Here is a 17,105-nt window from a genome sequence, read left to right as displayed (position 1 = left end):
ACTAGGACATTATGCGTTTAAGCAGCTTAAAACTTTCAGGCTTCAAATCTTTTGCCGATAGTACAACACTACAATTCAAAGATAACCGTACAGCGGTGGTTGGTCCTAATGGTTGTGGTAAATCCAATGTGATTGACGCGATCCGTTGGGTGATGGGGGAATCCAGTGCGCGCCAGCTCCGTGGTGGCAGTATGCAGGATGTTATTTTTACAGGAACGGCAAAACGTAAACCTGTAGGTATGGCAAGTGTAGAACTGCGCTTTGAAAACACCTATGGCAAATTAGGTGGGGCTTATAACGCGTATACTGAACTTGCTGTTCGCCGTCAGGTGAATCGTGATGGAAAATCTGAATACTTTCTCAATGGGACGAAGTGCCGACGTCGTGATATTACCGACATTTTCTTGGGTACAGGTTTAGGTCCTCGTTCCTACGCAATCATCGAACAGGGAATGATTAACCGCTTGGTTGATGCCAAACCTGAAGAAATGCGTATCTTTCTTGAAGAGGCTGCTGGGGTTTCTCGTTATCAGGCTCGTCGTCGTGAAACACTACAACACTTAGAACATACCACGCAGAACTTAGACCGTCTCGAAGATATTGCTTCAGAACTCAAATCACAGCTTAAAACCTTAAAACGCCAGTCTGAAACTGCGGTTCAATATAAGACTTTAGAAACTGAAATTCGTACGTTAAAGATTGAAATTCTATCTTTCCAGTGTGATCGTAGTTCTCGTTTACAAGAACAATATACGGTTGAAATGAACGAATTGGGGGAGCACTTTAAACTGGTGCGCTCTGACATGAGTACTTTGGAACATGATCTGACTTCAACCAATGAGTTGTTCCAACGTTTGATTCAACAGTCCACGCCTTTGCAAAATGAGTGGCAACAAGCTGAGAAAAAACTCTCTGAGTTGAAAATGACTTTGGAACAGAAACAAAGTTTATTTCAACAGAACTCAGAAGCTTTGGGAAATTTTGAACAGCAAAAAGCTCAAACCAAAGAAAAGATTCAGTTGATGGAATTGCAATTGGAAACCTTGCACAGTCAATTGGAGCAGCAGACTGAACATTTACAACATGCTGAGTCTGAAACACAACAACGTAGCCAAGCCTTTACCGATTTAAAAGCGCAGCAATTGCAAGCACAACAACAGTACGAACAGGTCAAAGTTCAAGTTGAAAAGCAACAGCAGCAAAAAGCACAAATGCAGGCGCAAATTGAACAGCTTGCAAAAAATGTTGCGCGTATTGAACAGCAAAAAGACACCTTAAAAACCCAAGCTGTTCAGGTTCAAAGTCAATTTCAAACTGAAGATGTTCAACAACTTGAGCACGATAAATTAGCAATCCAAGCTGCGATTGTTGAATTAGAACAAAAAATTAATCAAGCAAAGCAGCAGTTTGAACAACTACAGGAAAGCATTAATCAGCAAAAAACTCAGATTTCAGCTTTAAAATCTGATGTACAAGTGTTGCAATCTGAACAGAAAAATCTCACCCAATTAATGGCGAAAAGTGCTGTAAATAGCAAGGCTGATACTGTGCAATTGATGCAGGTATTAACGCTGAATGCACAAGGCAAAGCACATGCACCGCTGGTTGAAAAGTTTTTAGCCAAATGGTTGTCAGCCCATATTGTTGATCAAGATGCTGATTTTGCTGAAAGTGTGGCACGCCAGCTTAAAGCAACAAGCTCGCAAGATAAAATTCAATTGAATGGATTGGCATGTTTAGCAGATTGGATTGAATCTCCACAGTATTCATTGTGGAATCAAGTCGCTGTAATTGAAAACCTCGCTCAAGCTTTAGCGGTACAAGCACAGTTAAAAGCAGGACAAAGCATATTGACGCTGGATGGTTATCATGTTGGTCAAGATTGGGTGATTGGTCTGTTCTTTGATGAGTCGAGCCAAGCCGCACAGGGTGCACTCAGTCATCGTATTCGCCTTGAAGAAATTGAAACACAACTTGCGCAGCTACAACCACAGTTGATTGAAACTGAAATTGTATTGCCAAATTTAAATCAGCAATTGCTGGACCTGCAAAAACAGATCCAAACAGAGCAAGACACGCTAAAACATCAGCAAAAACAGTTACAACAGTTTGATGTGCAAATTGCTAAGCAACAAAGTGCTTCACAAGCATTTGAGTTGCAGAAAGTTCAGCTGAATAGTCAATTGCAACAGTTAGATGAGCAACTTGAAGAAGATGCAATGCAGAAAGATGATCTTGAAATCGATATGCATTCGGTCATCCTCAAGCTTGAACAAAATCTTCCTGAGTTTAAAACCTTGCAATTTAAGTTGGATGAGCTCAATGAGCAGGTTGAAGAACAGCAACAGCAATTACAGCTTAAACAGCAAGACACCGAAACCACACGTCGTCTAGCTGAACAAAATAAACAGCAAATTGAATTATTAGACAAAGACCTATCTTTCTCTAAAACGCAATATCAACAAATTATTGCGCAAATGGAGCAAGCCAAGAAGTTTGTAGATCCAATTCAATTGGAATTACCAAGTCTAGAATCGCAATATGCTGAGCAGGCACAACAAACTGAAAAACTGCAAAAAACTTGGAGTGAGTGGCAAGTTGAATTGAATAATATTCAATCCAAACAGCAACAACTTACAGAAATGCGCCATTTGCATCAGCAAAATGATGAGCAATTGCGTACAAAACTGGAAGAGCGACGTTTGGCTTGGCAATCGGCAAAATCAGATTTACAGCATTATTCCGATCAACTTAAAGAGATGAATGCTGAAGTTAAGCAAGGCGTGTTGATTGATTTACCTGTACATCAAGAAAAATTTGAGAAAGCACAGCGTCAGTTTGAAAAATTAGGCGCGGTCAATTTAGCCGCTTCAGCAGAATATGAAGAAGTTTCTAAGCGCTTTGAAGATCTAACCCATCAAATGCAAGACTTGGAAAATACGGTTGGGCAATTGAAAGATGCCATGAAGACCATTGACCAAGAAACCAAAAAATTATTTATGGGGACTTTTGATCAGGTTAATGCTGAATTAAAAGTATTATTTCCAAAAGTCTTTAATGGTGGTGAAGCCAGTTTAAGTCTTGAAGATGACTGGCAGTCTGGCGTGAAGCTGATGGCACGTCCACCCGGCAAGAAAAATAGTTCATTGGCTTTGTTATCTGGTGGTGAAAAAGCATTAACGGCATTGGCTTTGGTATTTGCTATTTTCCGTTTGAATCCTGCACCTTTCTGTGTTTTGGATGAAGTTGATGCACCTTTAGACGATGCTAACGTTGGTCGTTTTTGTAATTTAGTAAAAGAGCTTTCTGATCAAGTCCAATTCATTTACATTACACATAATAAAGTTGCAATGACGATGGCAACCGATTTGCTGGGTGTGACGATGCCTGAACCAGGCACATCAAAGCTCGTCACTGTGAATTTGGAAGAGGCAAGAGAATACGGTTTAGCCGCGGAGTCGTAGTATGGAAGTCACCACAATTATTGGAATTGTTGTTGCAGTAATCATCATTCTGGTGGGTTTAAGGATGGTGCTACGAAAGCCCAATGATGCCGCACCTTCTTTAGAGTCTGAATTGCATATCAATGAAGACTGTAAACAACCGGTAATTCCTCGTCATGTACGAGATCAATTGCGAACAGACCGTGAGTCTCAAGAGCAAGTGCGTGTTGAACCGAATTTAACTGCTTTAGACTCGGTCGAAGTTGCAGATGAAAAACAGCAAAAGATTGAGGATGTAGCAGCGGAGTCGAATATTGTTCAGTCAACTGAGATTGAGCATGCCGCAATTACACAACAAACTGAAAAGACGGAAACAGTGGCAAGCACTGAATCCGCAACAGAATCTGTCAAAGCACTTGATGTGCAAACAGAACCGACAACTCAAACTCATGATTCTGCCAAAGCCATAGTCAGTCAGGACAAAGAGGAAGCGTTTCAGTTTAATGCCAATGTTGAAACAGCTGAAATCAAAGAGTTTGATGAGGAAAGTAGTATTTTAGATGTTCATTTAAATGAGCAACAAAAATATGATGATGAAAGCGTATTGTCTACGGCTGAAACCATTATTGCGCTGAATGTTTATCCGAATCCACGTAAAGCACTATCTGGGGATAAAACCTTAAAAATGTTGCTCAAATATGGTTTACGTTTTGGTGAACTCTCTTGCTTCCATCGTTATGAGAATCCAGAGGAAGAAAGCCATTTACTGTTTTCTGTATTACGTGTCACCGACAATGGTCCAGATGGTTTTGATTTAGAAACCTTATCGACTGAACAAGTTCAAGGTTTGGCTTTCTTCTTGGCACTTCCTCATTCAGATGTGCAAAAAGGCTTTGATACCATGGTCAGTATTGCTGGCTTAATTGCCCGTGAAATAGACGGTACGGTCTATGATGAAAACAATCTTGAATTTACCCCACAACTGAAAGAGCATTGGCGCCATAAAGCGATCGATTATCGCTCAGGGCATGACGCTTAGCATAACGTCATATTTACTTTATAATTGGTATTCAGAATTTTAGGCGGAGTATTCCGCCTTTTTATGGTGAAAAAATTTATGGAAAATAATCCTGTCGTGACGCAAATGCGTCAATTGATTCAACTCATTGCAAAACATAATCATGCTTATTATGTGATGGATCAGCCGAGTATTGAAGACAGTGAATATGATCAGTTATTTCACCAACTCAAAGCTCTAGAGCAACAACACCCAGAATTGGTTCAGGCAGATAGTCCAATCAATAAAGTAGGCGGAAAACCGCTGTCTAAATTTGAAACCATTACCCATACTGTACCGATGCTGTCCTTGGGTAATGTATTTAATCAGGACGAGTTATTTGCCTTTGCCCGCCGTATCGAAGAACGATTGCCCAATCAAAAGATTCAATATGATGTCGAGCTAAAATTTGACGGATTGGCGATTTCGCTCTGGTATGAAAATGGTGTATTGACCCGTGGCGTAACCCGTGGCGATGGTGAAACAGGCGAAGTGATTACGCAAAATGTAAAAACCATTCGTAATTTACCGAAAGTCTTGTCTTCGGATAAAGTGGCAGTGCCACGCTTGTTGGAAGTTCGTGGTGAAGTATTGATGCCAAAAGCAGGCTTCGAACGACTCAATGCTGAAAATGAAGCGAAGGGTGAGAAGACCTTTGCCAATCCGCGAAATGCTGCGGCAGGTAGTTTACGTCAACTTGATCCAAGTATTGCAGCATCTCGCCCTTTGGCATTCTATGCTTATGGTATTGCACAATGTGAGCCGCATCATGGCATTGAGTCGATGTCAGCGAGTCTTGAATGGTTGACTAACTTTGGCTTTGCTGTGGGTGAACGTCATTTTATTTGTGAAAGTATTCAAGAAGTACAAGAAAAATATCAGCAAATCAACCAAGAGCGCCCGAATTTAGCGGTTGAAATTGATGGCATGGTGATCAAAGTTGATGATCTTCAACAACAACAAAAGCTGGGCTTTTTAAGTCGTGAACCGCGTTGGGCAACGGCGTATAAGTTTCCTGCAGTTGCAGCCTTAACAACGGTTGAAAATATTGATTGGCAAGTTGGACGTACTGGGACTTTAACCCCTGTAGCACGCTTAAATCCTGTGGCTGTGGGTGGTGTAACGGTTTCTAATGTGACTTTGCACAATATTGGTGAAATTCACCGTCTGGACGTTCGTATTGGCGATACGGTCAGTGTCTATCGTAGCGGTGATGTGATTCCCAAAGTTGAAAAAGTATGGTTAGAATTCCGTCCAAATGACGTGACAGAAGTACATTTACCTGAAAATTGTCCAGTATGTTCTTCTCCTGTCGTAATGCCAGAAGGTGAGGCTTTGGCACGTTGTTCGGGTGGTTTATATTGTTCTGCACAACGTATTGAGGCCATTCGCCACTTTGTTTCACGTAAAGCGATGGATATTGAAGGTCTCGGTGATCGTTGGGTAGAGTCACTGTTACATCTTGATCTGTTAAAAGATGTCGCGGATATTTACCATTTACATGAGCATCGTGAACAGTTACTGACCATTGAAAAAATGGGTGAAAAATCTGTCCAAAATTTATTGGATGCGATTGAGAACAGTAAGAAAACCACACTTGCTGCATTTATTTATGCCTTGGGTATTCGTGGTGTAGGTGAGACGACTGCACGTATGCTTGCCAACACTTTCCAGACGCTGGATGCGATTCGTCATGCTGATCTTGAAGCATTGAAGAAGACTCCAGATGTTGGTGATATTACCGCTGAGTGGATTGTTGATTTTTTCCAAGCCCCACATAACCTTGAAGTGATTGATCGTTTGCTTGCAGCTGGGATCCATTGGGATGCACCCGTTGCACCCACCCGTCAGCCTTTAAATGGTGAGAGTTGGGTGATTACAGGCACATTGGCAACAATGGGGCGTGATGATGCGACTCAAATGCTACAAGCACTTGGTGCGCGTGTCAGTGGCAGTGTATCGAGCAAAACCAAATGTGTGGTTGCGGGTGAAAAAGCCGGTTCTAAGCTTGAAAAAGCAGAGAAACTGGGTGTCGCTGTACTGAATGAGCAGGAGTTTTTAGCATTAATGGCTGAGTATGGGCAGGCATAGTTTCGTTTAAATTAACTCTAAAATTACTGTAAAGATACAATTGTTGTATCTTTGCAGTTTTCAAAAATTAAAATCATCATTTCAAGATTGATGCGATAGCAAATCAACAAGTCATCATTTTTTAATAGAATTTTTCGTACTGTATTTTAGCGATTGCATTTCGCAAGGTTGCTTGCTCTATCATTAGTGCGCTATATGATAATAATTCTTATTTATTAGAATTTTCCATTAAACTTAACTTTAGATGAGAAATTACAATTCTTAACAATAGTGAAAGTCTATATAATAATCATTATCATTTGAAAAGTGTCTTATTATTTATATGAAAAATTTTTCTCGAACATTTCTAGTCAATTCTATTTCTATCGTGCTTTTTGGTGGGGGACTTACACAAACAATTTGGGCAAATGATGAAATTACTGCTTTGCCTACGATTAAAGTCGCTGCTGAAAAAGAACAAGAAAAATCAACATTTGCCAACGGTGCTTTGCAAAAAAATACAGATTTAGGGCCATTGGGAAATAAGAAAATTATAGATACGCCGTTTAGTATCACGTCTTATTCAGCACAATTAATTGAAAATCAACAAGCAAACACGGCGGGGGAGGTGTTAAAAAATGATGCCAGTATTCGAACCACAACCAATCAAGGGCATTTAAATGAAAACTTTAAAATCCGTGGTTTCGATGTCAATCATGAGGATTTAAATTATAACGGCTTTTATGGTGTTGCACCTTATGGTCGGATGCCTACGGAATTTTTAGAGTCAGTGACTGTACTTAAAGGTCCAAATGCATTGGTTGCAGGTGTTGCACCTACAGGCAGTGTGGGCGGGATAGTGATGGGGCATTCTAAACGGGCAGATCAAGAACTCACCCGAGTTTCTGCATCGTTTCAAGATGAAGGATATTATCAATCAGGCTTTGATGTATCTCGTCGTTTTGGTGAGAACAAGGAGTTTGGTGTGCGTGTGAATGGCGCTTATGCTGATGGCGAACATATCATTGATGGAATGAATGATCGTCAAGCTCTAGGGGCAATTGCTGCGGATTACACCACGGATAAACTAAAGATTAATTTAGATGCTTATGCGGTCAAAGGAAATCGTAAAGGCGGTTCACCTGCAATGGTCGCCATGGGTGGCAAGGGCAGTGTTAATCATGTACTTGCAGCACCTAAAGGGGATTTAAACTACTTTTCAAACTTAGAAGGCAATACCAACAGCCAATTTGTAGGTTTGTCAGGAGAATATAAATTTACCCCTGATTTAAAAGCATTTGCAGGCATTGGATATGTAGAAAAATCATATGATGGTCACCTTTTTGGCACACGTATGATTGTCAATAATTTAAATGGAAATGCAACCTCACAATATTATCGAGTGGGATCAAAAGAACATAATACTGCTGCTAATGCAGGCTTTGAAGCAAAATTTGATACAGGTGCGATCAAGCATACTTTAGGATTGCGTACTGATTATTTAACCCGCAAATATTCACAACATAAATCCGCAACCAGTTCGGGGTTTACGACCAATTTATATGATCCATCAAATACAGGGACAATGCCAACAACCTACCCAGAAATTGTTCCTTATGGTGATAATGAGTATGTGAGTTATACCTTAACGGATCAGCTTTCAATGTTGGATGATAAATTACAACTGATTTTAGGTGGGCGTTATCAAGATATCGATACTAAGAATCTTGTCAAAAAATCAGCTTATAGTGCAGATAAGCTATCACCAAGTTTGGGGATTGTTGTCAAACCATTTGGTGAGGATTTATCTTTTTATGCAAGCTATGTCGAGGGCTTAGCTGAAGGGATTACTGTCTCAGAAACGACCTATCCAACTGCGACAAATAGAGGTGAGACACTTGCACCTTATCAAACCAAGCAATATGAGTTAGGTGCAAAATATCAGTTGGGTTCGTGGTTAAATACTTTGGCACTTTATCAGATTAAAAAGCCTGAGGCTTATCTGGACAGCATAAGTAATAAAGTCAACGATGATGCTGAAACGCGTTCTCGTGGGGTGGAATGGTCATTCTCTGGCAATGTTACAGATACTTTATCTGTGATGGGGAATTTGGCCTATATCGATGCTGAATATGTGAAATCAGCGAAGGTCGCTTTCGAAGGTAATAAAGTATATGGTGTACCCGATTTTACTGCTTCGTTAGGGCTTGATTATGCCATTCCTAAGGTTGAGGGACTTCATGTCAATACCCGTGTAAGCTATGTGAGTGAGCAATATTTGAATGAAGAGAATACGCTAGAACTACCAGACTATACGATTGTTGACTTAGGCGCTCGCTATAAAACCAAACTTGGTGGGGTAAATACCACACTCCTTGCCAATGTTGATAATGTTGCCAATAAAAAATATTGGGAAGGTGTATTTAATTCAAACTATGCTTTAGTCGGTGGTGCACGAACTTATAAAGTCGGTGTGACTTTTGATTTCTAAGCCTTAGCTGATGTTGAACGCTATAAGCCAAAAAGCCTTTTTCATATTTGAAAAAGGCTTTTTGGCTTTAAGAATTAGTTGAGCTGTTCTTAAATATATTTCTTCACCACACCGTCATCAAGAAGCTGCTGGAAATGCTCGACTAAACTGGTTTCAATATTACGATAACTCATCCCCAATTCCTGTTTGCTTTTATCAGCATTAAAAAAGATAGGGTAGCCCATATTCTTTTCAATAAAATCACGGGAATAGCCAAATACAGGTCCAATGAATTTAAATGCTTTTTTCGGGACTTGGTTACGCGGAAAAGGAAATTTTTGTCCAAAATTTTGACGTAAAATTTTACCCATTTCCAAAAGGCTGAGTGAGCCGCCGCTAATAATGTAACGTCCAGCCGCATTTTCCTTGAATGCTGCCAAAATATGCGCATCAGCAACATCACGAACATCCACAATACCATTCCACATCGGTGGGACACCGAGTAAGGTCATGCCGTTGGCAAATTGCTCTAAGACTTCTACACTCCCTGACTGTGTATTTGCGGTCAGTGATGGGCCAAGTACTAATGCAGGGTTAACACAGATCAGCGTCCAACGATTTTGTGCTTCCGCCATTTCCCATGCTTTACGCTCTGCCATAACTTTTGAATACGGGTACGGTTGGTGCGTGGTTGAGCTGGTGGAATTCCAGTGAGATTCATCAAACTGATTATGCTGCGTTTTTAAAATATCAATTGCATCACCATAAGTAGACGCGATGCTTGAAGTCACAATGACTCGTTTGACAGACTCTGTTTTATTGACACTATTTAAGACATTTTCCGTGCCTAAAATTGCAGGTTCAATAATATCTTTAACAGCATCTTTATAATTGGTCACAACAAATGGTGAAGCCATATGTAACACAACTTCACAGCCTTGCATGGCTTCATCAAAAGAACCATTTTCTAAAAGGTTGGCTTTAAATAGTTTTAGTGTGCCAGAGCTGGCTTGTGCGATTTTCTCTAAATGTGCAAAGCTTTGTTTCTTATTAAGATCACGTACAGTGGCATGAACGGTATAACCTTGCTCAAGTAATTTTTGAATCACCCAACTGGCGATATAGCCTGTTGCACCTGTAACTAGAATAGGCGCTGATGTGTTTCCCTGAGACATTATTTTTTTCCTGCTAATTGTTAATATTCAATATCATAAATATTAAAGTTAAAATTGTCTTGAAATATTAGCATTAAAAAAAGCCAAGAAGATAAAGTGAGGGTTCTGTCATTGAAAATGAACAGAAAATGGAATAATGAGGGTGAATAAGAAGCATTTTTAATGGTTACAAAATAAATCATTTTGAATTTTGATGAAAAATCACCAATAAACCATCAATGAAATTTTGTAAGCGGTTATTTTTTATATGAAAAAATACTTATTCAAATTGCAAATGCGTATGTTTATCATTTTAATTTTATAAAAATCATAAACTTACACATTTTGTCTTTTGCAAAACTGGTAAAATTTGTCCATACTATTGCAAAAGAATGTGGAGTAATTGAAATGCGTGGCAATCCAGAAGTCATAGACTATCTAAATATGTTGATCGGTGGCGAACTGGCTGCTCGTGATCAGTATCTTATTCATTCGCGTATGTATGAAGATTGGGGCTTAAGCAAAATTTATGAACGTATTGATCATGAAATGCAAGAAGAAGCTTCACATGCAGACGCTTTAATTCGCCGTGTACTTTTCCTTGAAGGTACCCCGAACATGAAGCGTGACGATATTGTTACAGGTGAAGATGTTGTAACCTGTTTAAAAGCCGATTTGGCATTGGAATATCATGTACGTGAAAAATTGGCACAAGGCGTAAAGCTATGTGAAGAAAAAGGCGATTACGTGACACGTGATATGCTGCGTCAACAAATGAACGATACTGAAGAAGATCATACTTACTGGCTTGAAAAACAATTAGGTTTGATCGAATTAATTGGTTTACAGAATTATATTCAATCTCAAATGTAAGACACACTAAGCGTCTTGCTTAAGGTGAGATGTTTTAGATTAAAAAAGCCTTTAGACATTCATCTAAAGGCTTTTTTAATGCTTCAGTCGTTATTTTTTTGAAAACTTCTGAATATCCGCTAAGACTTGATCGGCATGTGTTTGGGTATTTACACTGCTATAGTGATACACAATCGTTCCTTGTGGATCAATCAAAAAAGTTTCTCGTTTTGCTATTTTAGCAATGCCCAAGTTTCGGATGATTCCAAATTGGTCTGCGAGTTGATGATTGCTATCGGCAAGAATTGGAAAATTTAGTCCCAGCTTTTCAGAGAACTTTTGATGTGATTGCACATCATCCAAACTGACACCAAGCACCACCGCATTATTTTTTATAAATTGTGGGTAGAGTGATTTAAATTGATTGGCCTCTTGTGTACAGCCAGGTGAATCATCTTTTGGGTAAAAGTAGAGAACAACCCATTTACCTTTATATTGACTCAGTTCATGCCATTTTGAATTTTGATCTTGTAGTTTAAAACTTGGTGCAGGCTTACCTACCCATTGCTTTTGGTTGGAATCCAGTTTGGAGAGAATAGAGCTTTCCGCATGGCTGGCCGTGTTCAATATGCATAAAGCTGAAACGGAAAGTAAGCTAATACTGAACAGTCGTGATAGTTTCATGACAAACACTTTCCTAAATTGATCCTGATTTGATCTTAGCAAATTTTAAGGTTTTGGCGGTATGTAAAATGTTTGCAATTGTTCACATGCCATTTATGATAAAAGACCGTTTAAAATAAATAGAACGTAAAATTATGGACGTTGGTGCAGTATTGATTCAACTAAAAGTAGCGGTGATGGACGATGTTGTCGCATGGCAAAATCAATTGAATAGGCGTAAGCATGAGGCAATTGAAACACTTCAGGCTGAAGGTGTGCATGTTGAATCATGGTTCCATGTGGAACTGGATGGACTAGATTATTTGATTGCTTATACACGGGCAGATGATATTGCAAAAGCACATGAAATTTCGAGAAAAAGTCAGTTTGCAATTGATCAAGTACATCAGCAATTTAAACGCACTTGGCAAAAAGTGATTCCAGCCAGCTTATTGGTCGATTTACACCATCAGAAATAGTTAGAAGTCCGATTGTCGTTCAATTTTAAGCATGATCTAATAAAACATCGTTATAGTTTTATAGTGGCTTAAATTGAATCAACGTATTTTGCTGATCACAGGTTGGGGCGGTGGAACCAAACTACTCAATGCTTTACAACAGGCTTTACAACAACAAGGCCATGAAGTTGTATTGATCAATATCTTTAATGCGCTGGATCAAAGTGTTTTACAACAGCAGGTGGAGCAAGCCAAAGATTTTGATGTGATTTGTGGTTGGTCTTTAGGTGGGCAATTGGCAAGCTTGCTGGTCGAGCAAATTAAACAGCAATACCAACAACAAAAAGTCTTGATTACACTGGCTTCAAACCCTTGTTTTGTGGCAAATGCTGAGTGGCAAACGGCAATGAGCCAAACAACCTTTCACAACTTTAAACAGTCCTTTGAACATGATGCGATTGCGACATTAAAGAAATTTGGTTTTATGGTTTGTCAGGGCACCGCAACCACGCGAGAAGATTTTGTACATTTACAAAGTTTGATTCAGCCGCAAAATTTAGAATTATTAAAACAGGGATTGGCGTGTCTTGAGCAATTAAATAATGTTGCGATCTTAAATAACTATGCCGGCAAACAGTATCATATATTTGCTCAACAGGATTTCTTAGTTAGTGACAAAGTCTATGAGAAATTTCAAAATTTCACAGCAAAGTTTTTAGATGTCGAGCTGGTAAATGGTTCACATGGCGTTCCAGTTTTTGATTTTTTAAGTCTAAGTGACAAAATCTGCCAATATTTACAAAAAATAGAATAAATCTATGGATCAGTGGTGAATCTCGCAATTTATTTTTATTGCGTGCAGGTTTAACATCGCTAAACTGTTTTTTGCTGTAATTGTAATGCACATGGAGTGAACGGATGACCGATTTAAACAATGGGTTTGATGATGTTGATCTTGAACAATCAGAGTTAGATGATCTGGACTTTGATCGGCAACATATTTGGCATCCATATACCTCTATGACCAATCCCTTACCGACTTTTAAGGTTAAAAAAGCCTATGCTGCGACCATCGAACTTGAAGATGGTCGTCAATTGATAGATGGGATGTCTTCATGGTGGTGTGCGATTCACGGTTATAATCATCCAGAGTTGAATCAAGCAGTGACAGATCAGCTACAGAATATGTCGCATATCATGTTTGGTGGATTTACCCATGATCCAGCGATCCAGCTTGGAAAATTACTGGTTCAACTGACCCCGCCTCATTTAGATAAAGTGTTTTTTGCCGATTCTGGTTCTGTCGCTGTAGAAGTGGCATTGAAGATGGCGGTACAGTTTTGGTCTTCACAGGGCTATACAGAGAAAACTAATTTTGTTACCCCTCGATCTGGCTATCATGGCGATACTTGGAATGCAATGTCTGTCTGTGACCCTGTAACGGGCATGCATCAAATTTTTGGTTCAAGTTTGCCTAATCGTTTATTTGTTCCAGCACCTCAAGTCGGATTCTATGAGCAATGGGATCAAAGTGATATTGCTGAACTTGAGAAAAGCTTGGCCGAACAGCATGCAACGATTGCAGGTTTAATTCTTGAGCCGATTGTACAAGGTGCGGGAGGGATGCGTTTTTACCATCCTGAATATTTGCGTCAAGCCAAACGACTTTGCGAAAAATACAATGTTTTGCTGATTTTTGACGAAATCGCTACGGGTTTTGGGCGTACAGGGAAACTATTTGCATGGGAGCATGCACAAGTTGAACCTGACATTATGTGTATCGGTAAAGGTTTAACCGGTGGCTATATGACGCTTTCTGCGACATTAACCACCACACATATTGCTGAAACGATAAGTCAGGGTGAAGCGGGTGTGTTTATGCATGGCCCAACCTTTATGGCAAATCCCTTGGCATGCGCCGTTGCTGTCAAAAGTACACAATTATTAATTTCTCAAGATTGGCAGAGCAATATTCAACGAATTGAAGCACAGCTTAGACATGCTTTACAGCCCTTACAGTCCCTTAATCATGTTCATGATGTGCGAGTTCTTGGTGCGATAGGGGTGGTGGAATTGACTGTGAATGTCGATATGAAAACCTTACAGCAGGAGTTTGTACGTCGTGGTATCTGGATACGACCATTTGGCAAATTGGTCTATGTGATGCCTCCATATATCATCACAGCACAAGAATTAAAAATCTTACTGGAGCAATTGGTTGAGGTGGTCAAGGCTATGGAGCAAAGCACATGAGCTTGATCAATACCCATCTTGAACATTTTTCAAAGCAGCTTGATGTGCTTAAACAGCAAGGCAATTTACGCCAATTTCGTTCGAATGTTCAGCAAGGTCGTTATATCTGCCTTGATCAGCATCAAATGCTCAATTTGGCTTCAAATGATTATCTAGGATTGGCATCAGATCTCGCATTACGTGAACAGTTTTTTGATGAAACACCCAACGATCAACGACGAATGAGTTCTTCGTCTTCACGCTTGTTGACTGGACATTTTCCAGAATATGAACTGCTTGAAAATAGTTTAACTCAGGCTTTTCATGGTCGGGCGGCATTGTTATTTAACAGCGGCTATCATATGAATATTGGTATTTTACCTGCACTTGCAAACAGTAAAACGCTGATTCTGGCAGATAAATTGATTCATGCCAGTATGATTGATGGGATCCGTTTATCCTCAGCCAAATATGTGCGTTATCGTCATAATGATTTAAATCATTTGACTCAGCTTTTACAAAAATATCATGCAGATGAGGCTTTCGAGCGCATTATTGTCGTGACTGAGTCGATTTTTAGTATGGATGGTGATGAAACGGACTTAGCAGCATTGGTGAGTATTAAGCAACAGTTTTGCAAAGTCATGCTCTATGTAGACGAAGCACATGCAATTGGAGTACGTGGTGAGCAGGGCTTAGGTTGTGCTGAACAATATGCGGTGATTGATGATATTGATCTGCTCGTGGGGACTTTTGGTAAGGCAATCGCTTCAGTTGGTGGTTATTTAATTTGTCATGCGGTGATTCGCGATTATTTGATTAATGCGATGCGCCCTTTGATTTTCAGTACTGCACAACCGCCAATATGTATGGCATGGACAAACTTTGTTTTTCAGAAAGTTTTAGGCTTAGATCAGCGCCGTCAATATTTGCAATCTACAAGTCAGTATCTACAACAGGCTGTTCAAAGCAAAGGTTTTGAGTGCCCATCAACATCACATATTGTTCCGGTCATTGTAGGTGACTCGATTAAAACGGTTGAAAAGGCCAAAGCATTACAAGATGCAGGATTTTATATTATGCCTGTACGTCCCCCGACTGTACCGCAACACAGCTCACGGTTACGTATCTGTTTAACTGCTCAAATCACCCAAGCTGATCTAGATCAGCTAATTCCGTTGTTGTGAGTTGAATGTGAAACATCCAGAAATTGATAAATCACAGATTGCCTTGCGTTTTGCTCAGGCAGGGCAGAGCTATACTGAACATGCGGTCGTACAAAAAAATATTGCACAACAACTGTTTAATTTAATAAGCGAATATTGCCCAGCACACTATGAAAATGTGTTTGAAATCGGTTGTGGTTCTGGAAACTTAACTGAGCTTTTACTGCAAAATTTGCAAATTAAACATTTGATTTTAAATGATCTATACCCCGAAGTTCAGCAGCATTTCCCTGCGGATAAACCGATTGAATATCGGATTGGCGATATAGAACAGCTTGAATTTCCAAAACATTTAGACTTAATTAGCTCAAGTTCCGTTTTACAATGGATGAGTGATTTAAATGGTATTTTTCAACAGGCCTTTCATCATTTAAATCCTAATGCGTATTTTTGTTTTTCAACTTTTGGACAGCATAATTTACAGGAAATTAAAAGCTTAACAGGACAAGGTCTGAATTACCTATCCCTTGACGATCTGCAACAACAATTAAAGCGAAATGGTTTTGAAATTCTACATATTTCAGAGCAAATTGAGCATCTCAATTTTTCTCATCCCAAATATATTTTGCAGCATTTAAAAGCCACAGGAGTGACTGCGACAGCATCTGGCTTTAGATGGACAAAGCAGAGTCTCGCCGATTTTTATCATCACTATCAACAGTTTTCACAGGCTGATCAGTCAGGAAATATACGCTACTCACTGACTTATCATCCTATTTATTGTATTTTGCGGAGAATGTCATGACTGGATCAGTTTACTTTATCAGTGGAATAGATACTGGAATTGGCAAAACCTATACCACTGGATATTTAGCCAAATTATGGAATGAGCAAGGTCAAAAAACCATTACGCAGAAATTAATCCAAACGGGTAATACCGATATTTCAGAAGATATCGAACAACATCGTGAGATTATGGGAGTGGGCTGGTTTCCAGAGGATGAAACCAAGCTCACCATGCCTGAAATCTTTAGCTATCCTGCATCGCCTCATTTAGCCAGCAAAATTGATGGGCGTGAGATTGATTTTGAAAAAATTGCAGATGCTACTCAACGACTTTCTGAAACGTATGATGTTGTTTTGTTAGAGGGTGCTGGTGGATTGATGGTACCCCTAACCACCAGCTTACTTTCAATTGATTATGTGGCCCAGAAAAAGCTTCCTGTGATTTTAGTCAGCTCAGGGCGTTTGGGCAGTATTAATCATACGATTTTAAGTTTAGAGGCTTTAAAAAGTCGTGGGCTTGAGCTTTATGCACTTGCTTATAATTTAAATGATGAATCTCAGGATGAACTGATTTCAAAAGATACCGCAGAATTTTTAAAGCATTATTTGGTGAAACATTTTCCGAACAGTGCATGGATTGATATTCCAGTAATCTGTTAGTTTGTTCATCGAATTGAGTGCTGAAACAGCTGATTCATAGTGTTCCGAGCCTGCTGTTTTCTTGTCGCTTTTAAAAAATCTGAATGCTTTAAAT

General features: G+C 39.5%; 13 protein-coding genes. 11 read left to right on the top strand and 2 right to left on the bottom strand.

Annotated elements, in window-relative coordinates; genetic code table 11:
- The first annotated feature begins 11 nt into the window (after positions 1-11).
- The 4 genes from smc to ACZ5QH_RS19445 all read left to right on the top strand — a co-directional run bounded on the left by smc (position 12) and on the right by ACZ5QH_RS19445 (position 9,061).
- Positions 12-3,464: a chromosome segregation protein SMC gene (gene smc, locus ACZ5QH_RS19460; RefSeq protein WP_464016761.1), complete on the top strand. Its 3,453-nt coding sequence runs from the start codon at positions 12-14 to the stop codon at positions 3,462-3,464.
- A 1-nt stretch (position 3,465) separates the two neighbouring features.
- On the top strand, positions 3,466-4,482 hold the full coding sequence (locus tag ACZ5QH_RS19455) for a cell division protein ZipA C-terminal FtsZ-binding domain-containing protein (RefSeq protein ID WP_303577429.1): 1,017 nt from the start codon (positions 3,466-3,468) through the stop codon (positions 4,480-4,482).
- Positions 4,483-4,560: 78 nt separating this feature from the next.
- Entirely contained in the window at positions 4,561-6,591 is a 2,031-nt protein-coding gene (gene ligA, locus ACZ5QH_RS19450; RefSeq protein ID WP_035370689.1) for an NAD-dependent DNA ligase LigA, read from the top strand.
- Between the two features lie 322 nt (positions 6,592-6,913).
- The gene (locus ACZ5QH_RS19445; RefSeq protein WP_303577428.1) at positions 6,914-9,061 is read left to right on the top strand and encodes a TonB-dependent receptor; all 2,148 of its coding nucleotides are present in this window, start codon (positions 6,914-6,916) and stop codon (positions 9,059-9,061) included.
- Positions 9,062-9,150: 89 nt separating this feature from the next.
- Here ACZ5QH_RS19445 and ACZ5QH_RS19440 read toward each other — a convergent pair whose 3' ends face one another.
- On the bottom strand, positions 9,151-10,215 hold the full coding sequence (locus ACZ5QH_RS19440) for an SDR family oxidoreductase (RefSeq protein WP_303577427.1): 1,065 nt from the start codon (positions 10,213-10,215) through the stop codon (positions 9,151-9,153).
- A 387-nt stretch (positions 10,216-10,602) separates the two neighbouring features.
- On the opposite strand from ACZ5QH_RS19440, the gene ftn reads away from it, so the two are divergent.
- Positions 10,603-11,067, top strand: coding sequence for a heteropolymeric bacterioferritin subunit Ftn (gene ftn / locus ACZ5QH_RS19435; RefSeq protein WP_004724037.1), 465 nt, complete (start codon positions 10,603-10,605; stop codon positions 11,065-11,067).
- A gap of 90 nt (positions 11,068-11,157) precedes the next feature.
- Here the strand turns inward: ftn and ACZ5QH_RS19430 are convergent, their stop codons facing one another.
- Entirely contained in the window at positions 11,158-11,730 is a 573-nt protein-coding gene (locus ACZ5QH_RS19430) for a peroxiredoxin (RefSeq protein ID WP_096735106.1), read from the bottom strand.
- Between the two features lie 134 nt (positions 11,731-11,864).
- Between ACZ5QH_RS19430 and ACZ5QH_RS19425 the strand changes: the two genes are divergently transcribed.
- The 6 genes from ACZ5QH_RS19425 to bioD all read left to right on the top strand — a co-directional run bounded on the left by ACZ5QH_RS19425 (position 11,865) and on the right by bioD (position 17,011).
- Positions 11,865-12,188 carry a DUF6176 family protein gene (locus ACZ5QH_RS19425; protein ID WP_004817797.1) on the top strand — a complete coding sequence of 108 codons (324 nt, stop codon included), beginning with the start codon at positions 11,865-11,867 and terminating at the stop codon, positions 12,186-12,188.
- A 73-nt stretch (positions 12,189-12,261) separates the two neighbouring features.
- A complete protein-coding gene (locus ACZ5QH_RS19420) occupies positions 12,262-12,981 on the top strand; it encodes a YqiA/YcfP family alpha/beta fold hydrolase (protein WP_303577426.1) in 720 nt (239 codons plus the stop codon).
- Between the two features lie 104 nt (positions 12,982-13,085).
- Entirely contained in the window at positions 13,086-14,420 is a 1,335-nt protein-coding gene (gene bioA, locus ACZ5QH_RS19415) for an adenosylmethionine--8-amino-7-oxononanoate transaminase (protein WP_303577425.1), read from the top strand.
- Entirely contained in the window at positions 14,417-15,586 is a 1,170-nt protein-coding gene (locus tag ACZ5QH_RS19410) for an 8-amino-7-oxononanoate synthase (protein ID WP_303577424.1), read from the top strand. The genes bioA and ACZ5QH_RS19410 overlap by 4 nt, the downstream gene beginning before the upstream one ends.
- Positions 15,587-15,593: 7 nt before the next feature.
- Positions 15,594-16,370, top strand: coding sequence for a malonyl-ACP O-methyltransferase BioC (bioC, locus tag ACZ5QH_RS19405; RefSeq protein WP_004817790.1), 777 nt, complete (start codon positions 15,594-15,596; stop codon positions 16,368-16,370).
- On the top strand, positions 16,367-17,011 hold the full coding sequence (gene bioD, locus ACZ5QH_RS19400) for a dethiobiotin synthase (RefSeq protein ID WP_303577423.1): 645 nt from the start codon (positions 16,367-16,369) through the stop codon (positions 17,009-17,011). The genes bioC and bioD overlap by 4 nt, the downstream gene beginning before the upstream one ends.
- Positions 17,012-17,105: the final 94 nt, after the last annotated feature.

The sequence above is a fragment of the Acinetobacter sp. Ac8 genome (genome assembly GCF_055392545.1).
This window is presented reverse-complemented; position numbering and strand designations above follow the sequence as displayed.

What these genes read in the sequence shown, in the direction of transcription:
- smc (WP_464016761.1), top strand. Translation starts at nt 12, where the DNA reads ATGCGTTTAAGCAGCTTAAAACTTTCAGGCTTCAAATCTTTTGCCGAT.
- ACZ5QH_RS19455 (WP_303577429.1), top strand. Translation starts at nt 3,466, where the DNA reads ATGGAAGTCACCACAATTATTGGAATTGTTGTTGCAGTAATCATCATT.
- ligA (WP_035370689.1), top strand. Translation starts at nt 4,561, where the DNA reads ATGGAAAATAATCCTGTCGTGACGCAAATGCGTCAATTGATTCAACTC.
- ACZ5QH_RS19445 (WP_303577428.1), top strand. Translation starts at nt 6,914, where the DNA reads ATGAAAAATTTTTCTCGAACATTTCTAGTCAATTCTATTTCTATCGTG.
- ACZ5QH_RS19440 (WP_303577427.1), bottom strand. Translation starts at nt 10,215, where the DNA reads ATGTCTCAGGGAAACACATCAGCGCCTATTCTAGTTACAGGTGCAACA.
- ftn (WP_004724037.1), top strand. Translation starts at nt 10,603, where the DNA reads ATGCGTGGCAATCCAGAAGTCATAGACTATCTAAATATGTTGATCGGT.
- ACZ5QH_RS19430 (WP_096735106.1), bottom strand. Translation starts at nt 11,730, where the DNA reads ATGAAACTATCACGACTGTTCAGTATTAGCTTACTTTCCGTTTCAGCT.
- ACZ5QH_RS19425 (WP_004817797.1), top strand. Translation starts at nt 11,865, where the DNA reads ATGGACGTTGGTGCAGTATTGATTCAACTAAAAGTAGCGGTGATGGAC.
- bioA (WP_303577425.1), top strand. Translation starts at nt 13,086, where the DNA reads ATGACCGATTTAAACAATGGGTTTGATGATGTTGATCTTGAACAATCA.
- ACZ5QH_RS19410 (WP_303577424.1), top strand. Translation starts at nt 14,417, where the DNA reads ATGAGCTTGATCAATACCCATCTTGAACATTTTTCAAAGCAGCTTGAT.
- bioD (WP_303577423.1), top strand. Translation starts at nt 16,367, where the DNA reads ATGACTGGATCAGTTTACTTTATCAGTGGAATAGATACTGGAATTGGC.